This window comes from Microbispora sp. H10670 (assembly GCF_014161385.1).
In the GTDB taxonomy this organism is placed as follows: Bacteria; Actinomycetota; Actinomycetes; order Streptosporangiales; family Streptosporangiaceae; genus Microbispora; species Microbispora triticiradicis.
Map to the genome: position 1 here is coordinate 375999 of NZ_JABBWW010000002.1, position 18170 is coordinate 394168.

The following is an 18170-nucleotide window of genomic DNA, read 5'->3' on the forward strand; positions in this document are numbered from 1 at the left end:
GATGCGGGAGGGGCGGGTACGGCTCGGCGGAGCGCTGGACACGGCCGGGATCCTGTTCGCCGCGATCTTCTTCTGCCTGTCCCTCACTCCGTCGCTGCTGCCCCGCTCGTGGCCGCTGCAGGGGATCATCGCGGGGGTGCTGACCGCGACCGGATACCTGGCCGGCGTGACCGCCGGCGCCCTGGCCCGCCGGAGCGCCGCCCCGGTCGTCCGGCGGTATGCCGGGGCCCGGTGCGCGGGATGGCGCGAGGGGTGGCGCCGTACAGGACGGCGGCGGGTCCGCCGCCTGGTCGCGACGTTCGGCTGCGGGCTGGGCGCCGCGTCGCTGGTCCTCGGCGTACGCGCCCAGAGGGCCATCTACCCGCTGATGGGGCTGCGCCCGCCGGAACGGCTCGGCTATCTCGGCGTGCCGTTCGTCGCGGCGGCGGTGTTCCTGCTCCTGCTGGCCACCGCCAGGGCGCTGCGCGTCGCCGCACGGGCGCTCGGAGGCGTGCTCGGCAGGTGGATCCCCGCCACGGCGGCGCGGCTGGCCGCGACGCTCGGCGTCGGCGTGCTGGCCGTCCTGCTGACCGACGGGATCCTCACCGAGGCCCTGCTCAGAGGGGCCGACAACAGCTTCGCGGCGATCAACAGCGAGACCGCGCCCGGCACCTCGCGGCCCCGGTCCGCCGCCGTCTCGGGCGGCCCCTCCTCCCTGGTCTCCTTCGCGTCGCTCGGTTTGGAGGGCCGGGCGTTCGTCGCCGGCGCCCCCACCGTCGGGGAACTCAGCGGTTTCACCGGGCGGCCCGCGCTCCCGCCGGTCCGGGTCTACGCGGGGCTCGACTCCGCCGCGACCGCCCGTGAGCGGGCCGCCCTCGCCGTACGGGAGCTCGACCGGACCGGCGCGTTCCGCCGGACGGTGCTGTGCGTGATCACGACGACCGGCACGGGCTGGGTGGACCCCCAGGCCGCCGCCGCCCTGGAGTTCATGTACGGCGGGGACACCGCGCTGGTCTCGATGCAGTACTCCTACCTGCCGAGCTGGCTGTCGTTCCTGGTGGACCGCGAGCGCGTCACGGCGGCCGGGCGCGAGCTGTTCGGCCAGGTGTACGCCCGGTGGTCGCGGCTGCCCGCCGGTCACCGGCCCCGGCTGCTGGTGTTCGGGGAGAGCCTCGGGGCGTTCGGCGCGGAGTCGGCGTTCCGCGACGACCGCGACCTGCGCGAGCGCACCGACGGCGCGCTTTTCGTCGGGCCGCCCGACAGCAGCCCGCTGTGGCGGCGGTTCGTGGACGGCCGCGACCCGGGCAGCCGGGAGGTGCTGCCCGTCTACCGGGACGGCGAGACCGTGCGCTTCGCCAACGGGCCCGAGGACCTGCCCGCGCCCGCCTCCTGGGACGGGTCGCGGGTGGTCTATCTCCAGCATCCCTCCGATCCGATCGTGTGGTGGACCCCGCGGCTGATCCTCGGCCGCCCGGACTGGCTGGAGGAACGGCGCGGCGGCGACGTGCTGCCCTGGATCCGCTGGTATCCGTTCGTCACGTTCTGGCAGGTCACCGCGGATCTGGTGTTCTCCCTCGACGCGCCGCCGGGCCACGGGCACGACTACGGCGGCGAGGTGGCCGCCGCCTGGGCGCGGATCGCGCCGCCGGCCGGCTGGGACGACGCGCGGACCACGGCCCTGACCACGCTCCTGTCCCGGAGCGAGGCCGGCTCAGCCGGGCAGTGAGCCGAGCCAGCCGAGCAGCCGGTCGCCCTCACGCTTCATGATCTCGGGATCGCGCAGCGCGTTGGCCAGCAGCGACATGCCCTGATAGGCGCTCACCAGGGTCAGCGCGAGCCCGTCGGGCTCGGGCAGGCCCAGCTCGCGGAACTGGCGCTCGGCCCAGTCGAGCAGCAGCCGGATCACCCTCCCCGCCTCCGCGTCCAGCCCGCCCTCACCGCGTTTGTCCAGCTCGGCGGCGAGCGTGCCGGTCGGGCAGCCCCATCGCGCCGCGACGTCGCGCTGCCCGATCCAGGTCTCCACCAGCCCCTTGAGGCGCTCACGCGGATCGGGCAGCCGCTCCAGCCGTCCGGTGAGCTCCGCGAGATGCCGGGCGTGTTCGTCCAGCGCGGCGGCGACCAGCTCGTCCTTGGTCTTGAAGTAGTAGTACACGTTGCCCACCGGGACGCCGGCGGCGCGGGCGATGTCGGCGATGGTGGTGCGCTCGGCGCCCTGCCGGTGCACCACCTCGGCGGCGGCCGCCGTGAGCCGCCGCCGCTTGGCGCTCGCGGCCCCCGCGCGGGAAACGGTCGAGTCAGTCACCTGACTGACTATAGGCGCGTCCCGTGCTACGGTTCTCTCTGAGTCAGCTGACTAACTAACTTGAGGGAGATCATCATGATCGTCGTAACGGGAGCCACCGGGAACGTCGGCCGGGTCCTGGTCCGGCTCCTGGCGGAGGCGGGCGAGGACGTCACCGCCGTCGCCCGCCGCGTCTCGTCCGCCGATGTGCCCGAAGGCGTCCGTGCGGTCAGCGCGGACCTGGCCGATCCCGCCGGGCTGCGCCCCGCGCTGGAGGGGGCGGACGCGCTGTTCCTGGTGACGCCCGGCGACTACCTGGCCCTGGGCGGGAACGTGCGGCCGATCCTCCGCACCGCCGCGGAAGCCGGGGTGCGCCGGGTCGTCCTGCTGTCCTCCCAGTCCGCCGGGACGCGCCCGCTCTCCCCGGGTCACGGCATGCGGGCGCTGGAGGACGAGAGCGAGGTCAGGAACTCGGGGCTGGAGTGGACGATCCTGCGACCGGGCGGCTTCGCCTCCAACGCCTTCGCCTGGGCGGAGTCCGTCCGCCTGCGCCGCACGGTGACCGCCCCGTTCGGAGACGTCGCGCTGCCGGTCATCGATCCCGGCGACATCGCCGAGGTCGCGGCGGCGGCCCTGCGGGGGCCCGGCCACGACGGCCGGGTCTACGAGCTCACCGGGCCGGAGCGGGTCTCTCCGCGTCAGATCGCCGCCGCGCTCGGCGACGCGCTCGGCGAGCCCGTGCGGTTCGCCGAGCAGAGCCGCGACGAGGCACGCGCGATGATGGCGGCGTTCATGCCGGAGGAGGTGGCCGACGGCACCCTGGCCATCCTCGGCGATCCGACCCCCGGCGAACGGCGGGTCAGCCCGGAGGTCGAGCGGGTGCTCGGCCGCGCGCCGCGCCCGTTCTCGGACTGGGCGCGGCGCAACGCGGCCGCCTTCCGCTGACTCCTCCGCCGACGCCGTCGAATCGGGTCACCAGTTGGCCGGCAGGCCCGGCGTCGTGGCGGGCAGCCGGTGGCCCGGCGGGTGGATGACGTAGACGACCCCGCCGCTGCCGGTGCTGCGCAGCCAGACGTTCTCGAACGCGGCCCGCGGATACACGTGGCGTACGGCGTCGTCGTCCCGCGAGGCGGGGTCGTTGGCGATGACGTCGCCCGTGGCGGTGAAGCCGATGATCACCATGAGGTGGCCGTTGGTGCTGTATCCCGCGCCGGGCAGCTCCTCCGCCTTGAACGACTGGGAGGTGACGACCGGGACGCCCGCTCTGATCAGCCGCTCCAGCTCGGTCAGCGAGCGCAGCCGGGTGACGAACCCCTCCATTCCGTACCGCCCGGCGTAGGCGGTGTTGAACGGCCAGTTGCCCGCGCCCTCGTAGGCGTAGTCGTAGGTGTGGCGGGCGGCGTAGTCGACCTCGGGGTCGGGGTCGGAGGGGTCGACCCAGGAGGTGTCCCGCGCGCTGGGCCATCTCCCCCAGTAACCGAGCGCCATGGTGGTCGAGGTCGGGCTGCACCAGGCCTCTCCCCCGCCGTCCCACTGCGGGTAGTGGCCCTCGTGGACGTTCTGCGAACGGCGCGGCACGGGCAGTTCGACGCCCCACGCGATGCCGCCCGGGCTCACCGGGACCGTCTCCCGGTCCGGCACGGCGGAGGCCATCGCGCCGAGCGTGCGGACCACCGGCCGTACGGCCGAGCCGGGCGTGCGGTACAACGTCACACGCAGCTGGTACGCGGTGATCGCCCGGCCCGCCGCGGCCACGAACGTGTCGACCGAGACCGTGCCGTCGGCGTCGCGCTGCCCCGGCAGCGACGTGCGGCGGATGTCCTCGTCGCCGTACGCCCAGCGACCGAGGACGTACCACTTCGTCTGCCCGGCGGCGTGGCGGCCGCGCATCTCGACCTGCAGCCAGCTGCCGGCCGGGACGTCGGCGGTCCACGAGGCCACCAGTTCGGTGGCGGCGAACCCGACCGGCCGCTCGGGGCCGGTCCACCGGGCGTACTCCCAGCTCTTCGTGCCGAGCGCGTCGGTGTACGAGATCGTGCCCACGGGGGCGGCGAAGGAGAGGGTCCTCCCCGCCTTCACGCCCTCCCGAGTGCCGGGGCCGAAGACCGCCCTCTGGTAGACGACGTCGACGCCGCCCGGCGGGGGTTTGGCCCCGGCCACGGCGGCGGTGGCCGGGGAGGGGACGGTGAGGACGGATGCCGTCAGGACAACCGTCAGGAAGGCGGACAGGAGGGTGGACAGGAACGCGGTCGGCACGCGCATGGCTCACCTCGGGGTCTCGTCGGCGTCCTCGACGGTAGGGAACCCGGGCGGCCCGGCGCATCGGCAGGAATACGTATCCGGCCCCGCCGCGCCCGCACGCTCGCACCCCTCGCCGCACCACCACTTATGCCTTAAACCCCCAGAAGTCACATTAGTCACGCGTTTTGCCAATATTTTGCTATTGATCGTCCGAAGGGCAGGAATCGTCATGGCACGCTGAAACGCATGCCGACCCGTAAGCTTTTTCTTGGTGTCTCCATGGCGGCCTTTGCCCTGTTCACAGGGGTCGCGTCGCCCGCGCTCGCGCAGCCCGCCACGGCCGCTCCCGGCCCGGCCACCGCTCTGGTCCGCGAGCACACCACGGCGTTTCCCGCGTACACGGCGCCGCACGCGTACGGCCGTGCCGTCTATCTTTTCGACGCGACCACGGGACAGGAACTGCTGGACAAGAACGCCGGCAAGCGGATGCCGGTCGCCAGCCTCACCAAGATCATGACCGCCTATGTCGTCCTGCGGGAGGCGAACCTCGACGACCGCGTCAAGATCAAGCGTGAGGATGTCGAGTACGCCTGGAACAACGACGGCACGACGGCCGATCTCGAGCCCGGCGACAGCCTTCCGGTCGGGGAACTGCTCTACGCGCTGCTGCTCCCCTCGGGCGCGGACGCCGCGCACGCCCTGGCCCGCGTGTACGGCCCGGGCGTGACCGGCTTCGTGGCCAAGATGAACGCCGCCGCCAAGAGCCTCGGACTGAAGGACACGCACTACGTCAACGCCGACGGGCTGCCCACGCGCGACGGCGACGGCTACTCCACCGCCCGCGACCAGGCCCGCCTCGCGGCGATCACGCTGCGGAATCCGGTCTTCACCGAGATCACCTCGACCCGGCACCACTCGACCGGCGACGGCAGGTACGACTGGTCCAACACCAACCACATGCTCGGCCTGCCCGGCGCGATCGGCGTGAAGACCGGCTTCACCAACGCCGCCGGGTTCTGCCTGGCGTTCGCCGCCGACCGCCACGACCACCGGCTGGTCGGCGTCATCCTCGGCGAGGACGACTCCAGCCGCCGCTGGGACACCGCCGGATCTCTGCTCGACTGGGCGGCCGAAAGCTGATTTCTTCACCAGAAAAGGTGGCGTCCGGAAAACACTCCGGAAAAGAGGGCCTTCCCACATCGGCGGAACGCGGTTAGTTTCCCGATCAGTGTCCAGCGGAGGCCGATCTCGGTCTCCAGTCTGCTGGGCCGTCTCGGATCGTCATTGGACCCGAAGGAGAGCCCAATGCGCGCCACCCTCGGCATGCGGGGCGCAGTCGCCGTCGCGGCGTCCGCCCTCGTGCTTCCCCTCCTGCCCGCCGCGCCGGCGAACGCCGACCCCGACCCCGCGGGGGTCGTGCAGACGATCGTCGCGTCCGCGGTCAAGAAGCACCTGACGAAGCTGCAGCAGATAGCCGACGCCAACGGTCACACCCGGGCCGCCGGCACTCCCGGCCACGTGGCCTCCCGCGACTACGTCGCCGGGGTGCTGAAGAAGGCCGGTTACAAGGTGACCCTGCAGGCGTTCGAGTTCCCGTTCTTCAAGGAGAACGCCACCGCGTCGCTGGAGCGCACCGCGCCGACCCCGAAGACGTACGCGCCGACTCCGCCGGACGGCAGCACCGTCGGGGAGTTCGCGACGATGACCTACTCCGGTTCCGGCGACGTCACGGCCGCCGTCCGGAACGTCGACCTGATGCTGCCGCCCGGGCCGACGCCCAGCAGTTCCACCTCCGGCTGCGAGGCCGCCGACTTCGCCTCGTTCCCGGCCGGCTCGGTGGCGCTGGTCCAGCGCGGCACCTGCACCTTCCAGGTCAAGGCGGAGAACGCGCAGGCCGCCGGGGCGGCCGCGGTCATCATCATGAACGAGGGCCAGCCGGGGCGCACCGAGACCCTGCAGGGCACGCTGGGCGCGCCCACCGTGCACATTCCCGTCGTGGGCGTGAGCTTCGCGGTCGGCCAGGAGCTGGCCGGCACCGCCGGGACCGTCGTCCACGTCAGGACGAGCACCACCAGCGAGATCCGCACCACCCACAACGTCATCGCCGACTCCAGGTGGGGCGACCCGAACAAGGTGGTTCAGATCGGGGCGCACCTCGACAGCGTGGTGCCGGGGCCGGGCATCAACGACAACGGCTCGGGCAGCGCCGCGATCCTGGAGGTCGCCGCGAAGCTCGGCGCCGTCCCGACCCGGAACGCGCTGCGCTTCTCCTTCTGGAGCGCCGAGGAGCTGGGCCTGCTCGGCTCGGAGCACTACGTCGCGAGCCTGTCGCCGGCCGACCTGGCGAAGATCAAGCTGTATCTGAACTTCGACATGGTCGCCTCCCCCAACTACGCGCTCAAGATCTACGACGGTGACGACTCCGACGCCACCGGCGCGCCCGCCGGACCGGCCGGCTCCGACGAGATCGAGAAGCTCTTCGTGAAGTACTTCGACACCATCCGGCAGGGCCACGTGGGCACCGACTTCGACGGGCGGTCGGACTACGGGCCGTTCATCGACGCCGGGATTCCCGCGGGCGGGCTGTTCACGGGCGCGGAGGGCGTCAAGACCCCCGAGGAGCAGGCGCTGTTCGGCGGCACCGCCGGCCAGGCGTACGACTCCTGCTACCACAAGGCCTGCGACACCATCGCGAACATCAACGACAAGGCCCTCGCGCTGAACACCGGCGCGATCGCCACGGCGGCCGTCGTCTACGCCTTCAGCCGCGACCTGCCCGGGCCGGACACCCGGCCCACCGCCCGGACCGCCGCGGCCTCCGCGGGCGCCCACGCGGACCACGGGCACGTCCTGACCGCGAGCTGATCCCCCGGCCGTACGCGGGGTCGTCCTCCGGGCCCCGCCGGACTTCGCGTCCGGCGGGGCCCGCCGCGTCTCACCCCGCCGTCAGCTGAAGACGACGTCGCTGCAGATGAAGTACGCCTGGTCCATGTGCGAGGCCTGCCAGATCGTGAAGACGACGGCCCGGCCGCTGCGCCCGGACGTGCTGGCGTTGATCGAGTAGCTCTGGCTCGGCGCGTACCTGCCGGTGCGGGTCAGCAGCTGCAGGTCGTTCCAGGTCAGGGCTTGCCTGGTCGGATCGAAGCCCGGCTTGGTCACGTAGACGAGGAAGTAGTCGGCGCCGTGGCTGGCCTGGTCCTGGAGCTTGACCGTGAAGCTGTTGCGGATGGTGGTGGTCTTCCACGCGCCGACCGCGTCCATCGCGTTGTAGCGGCCGCTCTCGGCGTGGCCGCCGCTGCACAGCTGCCCGTTGGGGATGCCGGCCTGGAAGTTGCCGCCGAGGCCGTTGCGGTACAGGCCGTTCCAGTTCCACATGGCGTTGGGCTCGGCCTGCCACGCCTGCCAGCACATCGGGTCCTGCTGGGCCATGGCCGGGTTCTGGAAGTCGTTGCCCCAGCGCTGCCAGCAGCCGTAGACGCGGGAGGCGGGGTCGATGACGGAGCCGTGGGCGAGGGCGGCGCCCGTCCAGGTGGCCAGGCAGGCCGCCGACGCGGTCAGCAGGGCCGTGAGACGCGGGGCCCAGCGGCGGGCGCGGGGGCGTGCGTGGAGCTGTGCGTGGGGCTGTGACTGCGTGTGCACTGTTGGGTCTCCATCTTCCGGTGGGGGGTTCCGGGCGAGATGGGGAGCGCTCCCGAGTTGCTGCGATCGTAGCCGACAGGCCGGAGTCGGCAAGCCTTACTCATGTCTGTAAGATCCATCGCCGCGCCGCCGCCCGGACACCGGGCCCACGGCACGGCCCGTCCGACCTGGCCGTTGACAGCGGGACACCGCGACCTGTGCGGGGGGCGGAACCGGACCCGCCGCGCATGTACCTTTCAGCGCGGCACGAGCGCCGCCCAAGCGCCGCCCGGCCGAGCGGCGGCTTACAGCGGGAGGAAGCCGGCCGCCGCGGATCACGACGGAGTTGATCACGACGGGTCGGGGCGGCCGCTCGGGCCCTGCTCCGACTTGTGCAGGAACGGCGAACGGCCGAGGACGACGATGCCCGCCACCAGCGCGACCAGCCCGCCCACCTCCCCCGCCAGGGCGGGCGGGTCGACGCGCAGGCGCTCGCCGAAGAGGGCGACGCCGAGGAGGATGCCGACGATCGGCTCGGTCGCGGTGGTGGCGGGCAGCGAGATCCGCAGCGGCGCGGCGTCGAACGCGCTCTGGTTGAGCAGGATGCCGGTCACCGCGATCACCGGCAGCGCGTAGAGCTGCGGGGAGGCGAACAGTGCCCCCGGTCCCCGCGCCAGCGTGAGCAGGGCCCCGCGGGTGAGCGCGTCCTGCAGGCCGTACAACGCCCCGGCCGCGGCGGCGAACAGCATCGCCTTGGTCTGCAGGGGCACCCGCAGCGCCACCACGACCGTTCCGGCGGCGACGGCGACCACGACGAGCACGGCGATCCACGCCAGGGACCCCGACGCCGGCATCCCGCCCCCGTGCGGGCGCCCGGCCACCAGGAACGCGGCGACGCCCCCGCTGACCAGCACCGCCCCCAGCCACTCCGTCCCGCCCAGGCGTTCCTGGTACAGCAGGGCCGCCGCGCCCAGGGCGAAGATGAGGTTGGTCGCCAGAAGCGGCTCGACCGACGCCACGTCGGCGCGCCGCAGCGCCAGCGCGCCGGCGATCTGGCCGCCGACCATCAGGGCGATCCCGGCCAGCCACACCGGCTTGCGCGCGAGGTCGAGCAGCAGGCGCACGTGCAGCATCTCGCCCAGCGGCTCGGTGTACGCGACGTGCTGCTGCGCGACGAAGCCCAGCCCGAGGAGGGCCGCCGCCGCGAGGCCGAGGAACACCGTGACGATCATGAGCCCGCGCCCCACCCCCTCGCGCGCCGGTCGCGTCCTCCCAGGTTATGCGCCCGTCCCCGGTCCCGCCCGGGTCGCGTGCGACGTGTCCATCACCCCGCACGGTGACGCAGGGTGTCCGATCGGTAACCGCTTTTTATTCCGGATGCCGCCGATCGGTAACACACCCGGACTGAAGTAGCCGTCACGAGAGCGATGGCACCGCCTGGAGGTCCGGATGGCAGCACACAGCACGCCGCGGCTCGCCGGGGCACACTACCCGGTGGCGGTCGTCGGCGGCGGACAGGCCGGGCTGTCGATCAGCCACTGCCTGGGCCGGCGCGGCGTCGATCACGTCGTCGTCGAGGCGAACCGGGTGGGCCACGAGTGGCGCGAGCGCCGCTGGGACTCCTTCTGCCTGGTGACCCCCAACTGGCAGTGCGACCTGCCCGGCTTCCCCTACAAGGGAGCCGACCCCGACGGTTTCATGGTCCGCGAGGAGGTCGTCCGCTACCTGGAGGACTACGCCGCGTCCTTCGGGCCGCCGCTGGCCGAGGGCGTACGGGTGACCCGGCTGCGGCGGGCCGTGAGCGGGGTCTTCGAGCTCGCGACGACCGCCGGGGACCTCACCGCCGACCAGGTGGTGGTGGCGACCGGCCCCTACCACGCGCCGTCGCTGCCCCGCCTGGCCGAGCGGCTGCCGGCCGGCGTCGAGCAGGTCCACTCCTCCCGCTACCGCCGCCCGGCCCAGTTGCCCGAGGGCGAGGTCCTGGTGGTCGGCACCGGGCAGTCGGGCTGCCAGATCGCCGAGGACCTCCACCTCGCCGGCCGCCGGGTGCATCTCGCGGTCGGCGGCGCGCCCCGGGTGGCCCGCTTCTACCGCGGCCGGGACTGCGTGGCGTGGCTGCACGACATGGGCCACTACACCAGGAGCATCGACGAGTTCGGCGACGCCGACGCCGTGCGCATGCGCGCCAACCACTACGTCACCGGCCGCGACGGCGGGCGCGACATCGACCTGCGGGCCTTCGCGCGCGACGGCATGCGCCTGTACGGCCGGCTGACCGGCGTGGACGGCACGAGGCTGGAGTTCGCCGGCGACCTGAAGGACAACCTCGACCGGGCCGACGCGGTGGCCGAGGGCATCAAGGACGCCATCGACGCCCACATCGCGGCCCGCGGCGTCGCCGCCCCCACCGAGCCCCGCTACGTCCCGGTCTGGGAACCCGGCGAGCCGGTGCGTCACCTCGACCTCGCGGAGGCCGGGGTCACCTCGGTCGTCTGGGCGACCGGGTTCACCCGCGACCACCGATGGATCGAGATCCCCGCGTTCGACGGGCGCGGCTACCCGATGCACTGGCGCGGCGTGACGAGCTGCCCGGGGCTGCACTTCCTCGGGCTGCCCTGGCAGCACACGTGGGGCTCGGGCCGGTTGGCGGCCGTGGGCCGGGACGCCGAGTTCCTGGCCGCCCACATCGAGGCGTCCCGGAGACTCGCCGACGTGTGCGGGGCGCTCACCGGGGCCCCCGCCGGACTCTCCCCCGCCCTCCCGGTCGGGTGACGCCATGGTCTTCGACGCGCACCGCCACATCGGCGTACTGCCCGCCCACCCCTTCTACGGCGGCCCTCCCGTGAACCCGGACGTCACCGCCCGCGCCACCGTCAGGCGGCTCATCGCCGACCTCGACGCGGAGGGCACCGAGCGGGCGCTCGTGCTGCCCAACTACGGCGTGCCCGACCCGGACGCCGCCTTCGCGCTGAACGAACTCGCGCTGGAGGCGGCGCAGGCCGACGACCGCGTCCGCGCCGGGCTGTGGGTCTCGCCGCTGCCGCGCGACGAGGAGCGCACCGCCCGCGCCCTCGCCCTGGCGGGCGAGGCGGGCGTGCGGGCCCTGAAGCTCAGCTTCCTCCTGGGCGGCCGTCCCACCGACCCCGCCTGCCGGCCCGGACTCGACCGGATCTTCGCGGCGGCCGCGCGGCACGGGCTGGTCGTCCACGTCCACACCTCCCCCGGCGCCGCCTCCGACATCGACGAGGTCGGCCACCTGGTCGAGTGGTACGCCGACCGCGTGCCGGTCCACCTGGTGCACTTCGGCGGCGGGATGAGCGGCCACATCAAGCTGGCCGGCTCCCGGTTCTTCGACTGGATCGCGGCCGGCAAGCGCGTCTACACCGACCTGTCCTGGGCCATCGGCTTCGCGCCGTACTGGCTGGCCCGGGAGATCGAGCGGCGCGGCCTCGGCCACGACCGGGTGCTGTTCGCCAGCGACCAGCCGTGGGGCGACTTCGCGGGCGAGCACGCCCGGATGCGCGCCGCGACCGGCGGCGGCGAACTGGGCCGCCTCGTCTTCCACGACACCTTCGCCTCTCTCTACGACTGATCCCACCTATTCGAAGGAGAAGCACGTGACCGTCGACATGACCGACCTCGAGAAGAAGAGCATCGAGGAGATCCCCCACCCGTCGCTGCCCGAGGGCTCCACCATCTACGGCACCACGAAGGTCTTCCCCGACTACAAGGCCGAGAACGGCGAGTCGTACTTCACGCTCGTCCACGGCATCGCGCACGAGTCGTCGGTGAGCTTCGTGGCCGTGCTCCAGGCCACCCGCGCCCTGCGCAAGGGCTTCGAGACCGCCATCTACTTCTACGGCCCCGGCTCGCTGAACTGCCTGGCCACCCGCGGCTTCCCGACCACCGGCAACTCGGCCTTCCCCGGCGAGCACAACATCAACAACCAGCTCAAGACGTTCATCGCCGAGGGCGGGAAGGTCTACTGCTGCCGCTTCGGCCTGTCCCTGCACGGCGCCCGCGAGGAGGACCTGATCGAGGGCGTCATCCCGACCCACCCGCTGGACGTGCAGGACGCGTTGATCCACTACGCCCGCAAGGGCGCCGTCATCAACTCCACCTACCAGCTCTAGCGCCGTGACCGACGTACGGATCATGACCCGCGCCGAGCTGGCCCTGCGCGGCGTGGCGCTGGACACCCCCGTGCGGCGGCCGGAGGGCGCCGGGCCCAGCGGCGACGGCCACGTCCTCGTGGACGGCGCCGGCGCCGCGCTCCCGGTCAACCCCGACAGCCCGTTCACGGTGCGGGACGGCACGGTCTGGCTCGGCGAGCAGGACACCGGAGTCACGCTGGTCCCCGTCCGCAGGCCCCGGTTCTACGACCTGGTCACCGCCGACGGCGTGCCCTACGAGCGGATCGCCCGGCTGCACGGCGCGGACGTGCTGGCCACGACCGTCGTGCAGACCTGCGTCCGGTACGGCGAGGCCGACCGCTGCCGGTTCTGCACCATCGAGGAGTCGCTGCGGTCGGGCGCCACGACCGCCGCCAAGACGCCCGCCCAGCTCGCCGAGGTGGCGGAGGCGGCGGTGCGGCTCGACGGCGTCCGGCAGATGGTGATGACCACCGGCACCACCGCCGGGCGCGACCGGGGGGCGCGGAACCTGGCGCGGTGCGTGCGCGCCGTGCTGGAGGCCGTCCCGGGGCTGCCGATCCAGGTGCAGTGCGAGCCGCCGGGCGACCTCGCCTGGATCGGCGCGCTGCGCGAGGCCGGGGCCACCGCGATCGGCATCCACGTGGAGTCCCTGGACGAGGAGGTGCGGCGGCGCTGGATGCCGGGCAAGTCGTCGGTGCCGCTGCGCGAGTACGAGGCCGCCTGGGACGAGGCGGTCCGGGTCTTCGGGCGCAACCGCGTCTCGACGTACCTGCTGATCGGGCTGGGCGAGAACCCCGGCGAGCTGATCGCGGGCGCGGGCCGGCTGATCGACCGGGGGGTCTACCCCTTCGTGGTCCCGTTCCGCCCGATGCGGGGCACGCTCGCCGCCCGCGACGGGATCGGCGCGCCGACCGCCGACGTGCTGCGGCACGTCACCGAGAGCGTGGCGGCGCTGCTGCGCGCGGCCGGCATGCGCGGCGCGGACCAGGGCGCGGGCTGCGCCGCCTGCGGAGCGTGCGGCGTGCTGAGCGCGGCGGGCGGGTGAGGGCCGTGTACCTCGACGGCGGCACGCGTGCCCCGGCGCGGGAGACCCCGCCAGACATCCTCGCGCTGCTCGGCGACCACAGCACGCTGTCCCGCCGGACCGGCCTCCGGATAGAGCAGGCCGGGGACGCCGCGACTCTTGCGGCCTACCACCGCCTCCGCCGGGAGGCGTTCGTCCGGGAGCAGTGCCTGTTCGAGGGCCACGACCTCGACGACCGGGACGACGACCCGCGCACGGTCGTGCTGGTGGCCCGGGACCCGGCCGGCTCGGTCGCCGGCGGGGTGCGGCTCGGCCCGGCCGGCGACGGCCCCGACATCGGCTGGTGGACGGGCGGACGGCTGGTCGTGGCCCCCGCCGCCCGCGGCACTCGGCATGTGGGCGGAGGCATCGGCGCTGCGCTGGTGCGGGCGGCCTGCGCCCGCGCCGAGGCGGAGGGCGCGCTGCGGTTCGAGGCGACCGTACGGGCCGGGGCGGAGGCGTTCTTCCGGCGGCTCGGCTGGGCGCGGGTGCGGCCCGTGGAGGTCGCGGGCGCGCCGCACGTGCTGATGCGCCACCCGATCGGCCGGATCGCGGCGCAGGCGGCCGCGGCCAAGTCGGCGCTCGGCCCGCTGCTGGCCGCCCTGCCGGGCGGTCCGGCGCGGCTGGGCGGGCCGGGCTTCGTCGGTGACGACGGCGCGCCGGTGCCCGGCAGCGATCTCGTCGCCGCCTGCGACGCGATCGTGCCGTCCATGGTCGAACGTGACCCGGAGTGGGCCGGCTGGTGCGCCGTCCTGGTCAACCTCAACGACCTCGCCGCGATGGGCGCCGCCCCGGCCGGGCTGCTCGACGCGCTCGCCGCGCCCGACGCCGCGCACGCCGCCCGGGTGATCGGCGGCCTCTCACGGGCCGCCCGCGCGTACGGCGTGCCGGTGCTCGGCGGGCACACGCAGCTCGGGGTGCCGTCGGCGCTGTCGGTCACCGCGCTGGGACGGACCGCCCGGCCGGTGCCGGGAGGCGGCGGGCGCCCGGGCCACGCCGTACGGCTCACCGCCGACCTCGGCGGCGGCTGGCGGCCCGGGTACCGGAGCCGCCAGTGGGACTCCACCACCGGCCGCCGTACGGATGAGCTGCGCGAGATGCTCGGCGCGGTCGCGGCGGCCCGGCCCGCCGCCGCCAAGGACGTGTCGATGGCCGGGATCGCCGGCACGCTCGGCATGCTGGCCGAGGCGGGCGGCTGCGGGGCCGTGCTGGACGTGGCCGCGGTGCCGCGCCCGGCCGCCGCCTCCATGGGCGACTGGCTCACCTGTTTTCCCGGCTTCGGCATGCTCACGGCGGACCGGCCGGACGCGCCGGCGCCGCCCGCGGGCCCGGCCGTCTCGCGGGTCTGCGGGGAGTTGACCACCGGCCGGGGCGTGTCGCTGCGCTGGCCCGACGGACAGGTCACGGAGGCCGTGGGCGGCCCGGTGACCGGATTGGGGACCGCGTGAGCGCCCTTCGCATGGCGGCGGTGTCCGCCGGGTTCGGCCGCGACCTCGAAGACGACTTCGCGGTCGCCGAACGCCTGATCAAGGAGGCCCGCACCGGCGACGTACGGCTGCTCGCGCTGCCCGAGGCGTGCCTGGGCGGTTACCTTCTCAGCCTCGACGGCGACACCGCGGACGCGGGGCCTCCCCCGCTCGCCGTGGACGGTCCCGAGATCCGGAGGCTGGCCGCGCTCGCCGGCGACATGGTCGTGATCGCGGGCTACTGCGAGGACGGCGGCGACGCCCGCTACAACAGCGTGGTGTGCGTGAGCGGCGACGGGGTCCTCGGCAACCACCGCAAGGTCCACCAGCCGCTCGGCGAGAACGCCAGCTACTCCTCCGGCGACGGGTTCCGCGCCTTCGACACGCCCGTCGGCAGGATCGGCATGATGATCTGCTACGACAAGGCGTTCCCGGAGGCCGCCCGCGCGCTGGCCCTGGACGGCGCGCAGATCGGGGTGTGCGTGTCCGCCTGGCCCGGGTCCCGTACGGACGCGGCGCCGGACCTGGAGCGGGACCGTTGGAAGCGGCGGTTCGACCTGTTCGACCGGGCGCGGGCCCTGGAGAACCAGATCGTGTGGCTGTCGGCGAACCAGGCCGGCACGTTCGGGTCGCTGCGCTTCGTCGGCAGCGCGAAGGTCGTGGAGCCCGGCGGCGAGATCCTCGCGGGGACCGGCGTGGGGGCGGGCATGGCGGTCGCGGAGATCGACGTGCCGGCGGCGCTGGAGACCGCCCGCCGGTCGATGGGCCACCTGCGCGACCGCCGCCCGGAGACGTACGGGCCGCGGCGCGAAGGCCGATCGTGAGCATGCTGCGGATCGCCGCCGCGGCCGCCCACTTCGGCCGCGACCTGGAGTTCGACCTCGCCCGCGTGGCCAAGCTGATCGCCGACGCGCGCGGCGCGGGCGCGGGGCTGCTGGTGCTGCCCGACGCCGCGCTCGGCGGCTACCTCGCCGACCTGCGCCGCCCGGACCCCGACGCGCTGCCGCCCGCGCTGAAGCCGGACGACGCGGTGATCGCCCGCGTGGCGGCGCTGGCCGCCGAGATGGTCGTGTGCGTCGGGTTCTGCGAGGACGGCGGCGATGCCCGCTACAACGCCGCCGTCTGCGTCAGCGGCGACGGCGTGCTCGGCCTGCACCGCAAGGTGCACCTGCCCGCGGGCGAGACGGCGGCCTACGCGCCCGGCGACCGGTTCGAGGCGTTCGACACCCCCGCCGGGCGGATCGGCATGCTGATCGACTACGACAAGACCTTCCCGGAGTCGGCCCGCAGCCTCGCCCTCGGCGGCGCGCAGATCCTCGCCTGCCTGTCGGCCTGGCCGACCAGCGTCACCAACCGCGCGCCGCGGATGGCCCAGGACCGGCAGTCGCGCCTGTTCGACCTGTACGACCAGGCGCGGGCCGCCGAGAACCAGGTCGTGCTCGCCTCCTCCAACCAGACCGGGGTGATGGGCGGCATGCGGTTCCTCGGGCAGGCCAAGGTCGTCGGCCCGGGCGGCGACGTGCTCGCCCGCACCTGGTCCAAGGCCGGGCTCGCCGTCGCCGAGATCGACGTCGCGGCCGAGATCGACCGCGCCCGGCGCATCCTCCACCACATCCGGGAGCGCAGGCCGGACGTCTACCGGGAGACCGCCACATGAACATCGCGCTGCTCAGCTACTCGACCAAGCCGCGCGGCGGGGTCGTGCACACCCTCGCCCTGGCCGAGGCGCTGGCGGCGGCCGGGCAGCGGGTGACGGTGTGGACGCTCGGCCGGGGCGGCGACGCGGGGTTCTTCCGCCCGGTCGAGCCCGCCGTACGGCTGCGCGTGGTGCCGTTCCCCGACATCCCCGGCGAGGCCGTCGGCGCGCGGGTGCTGCGGTCGATCGCCGTGCTGCGCGCGGCCTTCGCCCCGGCCGCCGCCGCCTACGACGTCGTGCACGCCCAGGACTGCATCAGCGCCAACGCGGCGGGCGACTGCGTGCGCACGGTCCACCACGTCGACCACTTCACCACCCCCGAGCTGGCCGCCTGCCACGAGCGCGCGATCGTCACCCCGTACGCGCACGTCTGCGTGTCGGCGGCGGTGGCGGCCGAGCTGGAGGCCGGCTGGGGCATCAGGGCCACGGTGATCCCCAACGGGGTCGCCGCCGAACGGTTCGCGTCCGCCGACCCGGCCGCCGTCCGCGAGTGGCGCCGCCGCCTGGGGACCTACGTCCTGACGGTCGGCGGCATCGAGCCGCGCAAGGGCTCGCTCGACCTGCTGGAGGCGTACGCGCTGCTGCGCGGGACGCACCCGGACGTCCGGCTGGTGATCGCCGGCGGTGAGACGCTCTTCGACTACCGCGACTACCGGGCGCGGTGGGAGGCCCGCGCGGCGGAGCTGGGCGCCGGCCCGGTGGTCCTCGGCCCGGTGCCCGACGCCCATCTGCCGTCGCTGGTGGCGGGCGCGGACGCCTTCGCCTTCCCCTCCCTGAAGGAGGGTTTCGGCCTGGCCGCGATGGAGGCGCTCGCGGCGGGCGTCCCCCTGGTGGTCCGCGATCTGCCGGTGCTGCGGGAGGTCTTCGGCCCGGCCGCGCGCTTCGCCGCCGGGCCGCCCGCCCTCGCCGCCGGGCTTCGCGACGCCCTCGCGGCCGACGACCCCGGCAGGCGTACGGCGGGCCGGGAGCTCGCCGCCCGCCACACCTGGTCCGCCGCCGCCGAACGCCACATCGCCTTCTACACGGCACTGGCCGCGTAGGCTCTGAAGCGTGGCGGGCAGACCATTCGACGCGGTGCTGTGCGACTTCGACGGCGTCCTGAAACTGCAGGACCTGGAGCAGCAGGCGGAGATCGAGCAGGCGTACGGGGTGGAGCCGGGGACGGTGGCCCGGGTGACCGGCGCTTCGGCGCTGGTGGTCCCCGCACTGACCGGGCTCGTGACCCGCGAGGAGTGGCTGGCGTCGGCCGTGCCCGTGCTCGCCGAGCTGGTGGGCTCGGCGGCGCGGGCGGGCGCGCTGATCGACGAGTGGGTCACGGCCCGCACCTGGGCCGACGAGGAGGTGCTGGCGCTGCTCACGCGGGCCCGCGCCCGCGTTCCCGTCGTGCTCGTCAGCAACGCGACCTCCGAGCTGGCCGCCCACCTGCGTGAGCTGGAGCTGCACGACGCCTTCGATCACGTGGTGAGCAGCTACGACGTGGGCGTGGTCAAGCCCGACCGGCGGATCTTCGAGATCGCCGTCGAGCACGCGGGCACGCCGGCGGAGCGGTGCCTGTTCGTGGACGACCGGGCCGAGAACGTCGCCGCGGCGAGCGCCCTCGGCATGACCGGCGTCCACTACCGCGTGCCGGCGGACCTGGAGGCGGCGCTGCTCCCCCTGCTGGCGGACTAGG

The 18170-nt window shown here is 74.2% G+C and carries 17 protein-coding genes; 13 read left to right on the forward strand and 4 right to left on the reverse strand.

Annotation, left to right across the window (positions count from 1 at the left end; translation table 11 throughout):
* Position 1: 1 nt before the first annotated feature.
* Complete coding sequence (locus HHX33_RS05410; protein ID WP_182873594.1) at positions 2-1705, forward strand: alpha/beta hydrolase; 1704 nt, start codon at positions 2-4, stop codon at positions 1703-1705.
* On the opposite strand, the gene HHX33_RS05415 is transcribed toward HHX33_RS05410, so the two are convergent.
* A complete protein-coding gene (locus HHX33_RS05415) occupies positions 1691-2281 on the reverse strand; it encodes a TetR/AcrR family transcriptional regulator (protein ID WP_111702075.1) in 591 nt (196 codons plus the stop codon). The genes HHX33_RS05410 and HHX33_RS05415 overlap by 15 nt on opposite strands.
* Before the next feature lie 75 nt (positions 2282-2356).
* Between HHX33_RS05415 and HHX33_RS05420 the strand changes: the two genes are divergently transcribed.
* Positions 2357-3205 carry an NAD(P)H-binding protein gene (locus HHX33_RS05420; RefSeq protein ID WP_182873595.1) on the forward strand — a complete coding sequence of 283 codons (849 nt, stop codon included), beginning with the start codon at positions 2357-2359 and terminating at the stop codon, positions 3203-3205.
* Between the two features lie 27 nt (positions 3206-3232).
* On the opposite strand, the gene HHX33_RS05425 is transcribed toward HHX33_RS05420, so the two are convergent.
* Positions 3233-4522 carry a C39 family peptidase gene (locus tag HHX33_RS05425; protein WP_182873596.1) on the reverse strand — a complete coding sequence of 430 codons (1290 nt, stop codon included), beginning with the start codon at positions 4520-4522 and terminating at the stop codon, positions 3233-3235.
* Between the two features lie 258 nt (positions 4523-4780).
* On the opposite strand from HHX33_RS05425, the gene HHX33_RS05430 reads away from it, so the two are divergent.
* Positions 4781-5641 (forward strand): D-alanyl-D-alanine carboxypeptidase family protein, encoded by an 861-nt coding sequence (locus HHX33_RS05430; protein ID WP_259402152.1) that lies wholly within the window; start codon positions 4781-4783, stop codon positions 5639-5641.
* 165 nt (positions 5642-5806) lie between these two features.
* On the forward strand, positions 5807-7366 hold the full coding sequence (locus HHX33_RS05435; RefSeq protein WP_138460862.1) for a M28 family metallopeptidase: 1560 nt from the start codon (positions 5807-5809) through the stop codon (positions 7364-7366).
* Positions 7367-7447: 81 nt separating this feature from the next.
* Here the strand turns inward: HHX33_RS05435 and HHX33_RS05440 are convergent, their stop codons facing one another.
* Positions 7448-8140, reverse strand: a complete 693-nt coding sequence (locus HHX33_RS05440; RefSeq protein ID WP_111702065.1) for a lytic polysaccharide monooxygenase auxiliary activity family 9 protein — start codon at positions 8138-8140, stop codon at positions 7448-7450.
* A gap of 329 nt (positions 8141-8469) precedes the next feature.
* Positions 8470-9351 carry a DMT family transporter gene (locus HHX33_RS05445; protein ID WP_182873598.1) on the reverse strand — a complete coding sequence of 294 codons (882 nt, stop codon included), beginning with the start codon at positions 9349-9351 and terminating at the stop codon, positions 8470-8472.
* A 217-nt stretch (positions 9352-9568) separates the two neighbouring features.
* Here HHX33_RS05445 and HHX33_RS05450 point away from each other — a divergent pair, with 217 nt between their 5' ends.
* Genes HHX33_RS05450 through HHX33_RS05490 form a run of 9 tightly spaced genes read left to right on the forward strand, consistent with a single transcriptional unit; the run spans position 9569 to position 18169 of the window.
* The gene (locus tag HHX33_RS05450; protein WP_182873599.1) at positions 9569-10891 is read left to right on the forward strand and encodes an MSMEG_0569 family flavin-dependent oxidoreductase; all 1323 of its coding nucleotides are present in this window, start codon (positions 9569-9571) and stop codon (positions 10889-10891) included.
* Between the two features lie 4 nt (positions 10892-10895).
* Positions 10896-11711 (forward strand): amidohydrolase family protein, encoded by an 816-nt coding sequence (locus HHX33_RS05455; protein ID WP_138460864.1) that lies wholly within the window; start codon positions 10896-10898, stop codon positions 11709-11711.
* A 25-nt stretch (positions 11712-11736) separates the two neighbouring features.
* Positions 11737-12252 carry an MSMEG_0572/Sll0783 family nitrogen starvation response protein gene (locus tag HHX33_RS05460; RefSeq protein ID WP_111702059.1) on the forward strand — a complete coding sequence of 172 codons (516 nt, stop codon included), beginning with the start codon at positions 11737-11739 and terminating at the stop codon, positions 12250-12252.
* A 4-nt stretch (positions 12253-12256) separates the two neighbouring features.
* On the forward strand, positions 12257-13318 hold the full coding sequence (locus HHX33_RS05465; protein WP_220501497.1) for an MSMEG_0568 family radical SAM protein: 1062 nt from the start codon (positions 12257-12259) through the stop codon (positions 13316-13318).
* Positions 13288-14784: an MSMEG_0567/sll0787 family protein gene (locus HHX33_RS05470; RefSeq protein ID WP_220501498.1), complete on the forward strand. Its 1497-nt coding sequence runs from the start codon at positions 13288-13290 to the stop codon at positions 14782-14784. Before HHX33_RS05465 ends, HHX33_RS05470 begins: the two co-directional genes overlap by 31 nt.
* Positions 14781-15626 (forward strand): carbon-nitrogen hydrolase family protein, encoded by an 846-nt coding sequence (locus tag HHX33_RS05475; RefSeq protein WP_182873600.1) that lies wholly within the window; start codon positions 14781-14783, stop codon positions 15624-15626. The genes HHX33_RS05470 and HHX33_RS05475 overlap by 4 nt, the downstream gene beginning before the upstream one ends.
* Positions 15627-15628: 2 nt before the next feature.
* Positions 15629-16459 (forward strand): carbon-nitrogen hydrolase family protein, encoded by an 831-nt coding sequence (locus tag HHX33_RS05480; RefSeq protein WP_259402205.1) that lies wholly within the window; start codon positions 15629-15631, stop codon positions 16457-16459.
* Positions 16456-17538: an MSMEG_0565 family glycosyltransferase gene (locus tag HHX33_RS05485; RefSeq protein ID WP_182873602.1), complete on the forward strand. Its 1083-nt coding sequence runs from the start codon at positions 16456-16458 to the stop codon at positions 17536-17538. The genes HHX33_RS05480 and HHX33_RS05485 overlap by 4 nt, the downstream gene beginning before the upstream one ends.
* Before the next feature lie 10 nt (positions 17539-17548).
* Complete coding sequence (locus HHX33_RS05490) at positions 17549-18169, forward strand: HAD-IA family hydrolase (RefSeq protein WP_182873603.1); 621 nt, start codon at positions 17549-17551, stop codon at positions 18167-18169.
* The last annotated feature ends 1 nt before the right edge of the window (position 18170 follow it).

Coding starts and splice junctions, on each gene's coding strand:
- HHX33_RS05410 (WP_182873594.1), top strand. CDS start 2: ATGCGGGAGGGGCGGGTACGGCTCGGCGGAGCGCTGGACACGGCCGGG.
- HHX33_RS05420 (WP_182873595.1), top strand. CDS start 2,357: ATGATCGTCGTAACGGGAGCCACCGGGAACGTCGGCCGGGTCCTGGTC.
- HHX33_RS05425 (WP_182873596.1), bottom strand. CDS start 4,522: ATGCGCGTGCCGACCGCGTTCCTGTCCACCCTCCTGTCCGCCTTCCTG.
- HHX33_RS05430 (WP_259402152.1), top strand. CDS start 4,781: ATGGCGGCCTTTGCCCTGTTCACAGGGGTCGCGTCGCCCGCGCTCGCG.
- HHX33_RS05435 (WP_138460862.1), top strand. CDS start 5,807: ATGCGCGCCACCCTCGGCATGCGGGGCGCAGTCGCCGTCGCGGCGTCC.
- HHX33_RS05445 (WP_182873598.1), bottom strand. CDS start 9,351: ATGATCGTCACGGTGTTCCTCGGCCTCGCGGCGGCGGCCCTCCTCGGG.
- HHX33_RS05450 (WP_182873599.1), top strand. CDS start 9,569: ATGGCAGCACACAGCACGCCGCGGCTCGCCGGGGCACACTACCCGGTG.
- HHX33_RS05455 (WP_138460864.1), top strand. CDS start 10,896: ATGGTCTTCGACGCGCACCGCCACATCGGCGTACTGCCCGCCCACCCC.
- HHX33_RS05480 (WP_259402205.1), top strand. CDS start 15,629: ATGCTGCGGATCGCCGCCGCGGCCGCCCACTTCGGCCGCGACCTGGAG.
- HHX33_RS05485 (WP_182873602.1), top strand. CDS start 16,456: ATGAACATCGCGCTGCTCAGCTACTCGACCAAGCCGCGCGGCGGGGTC.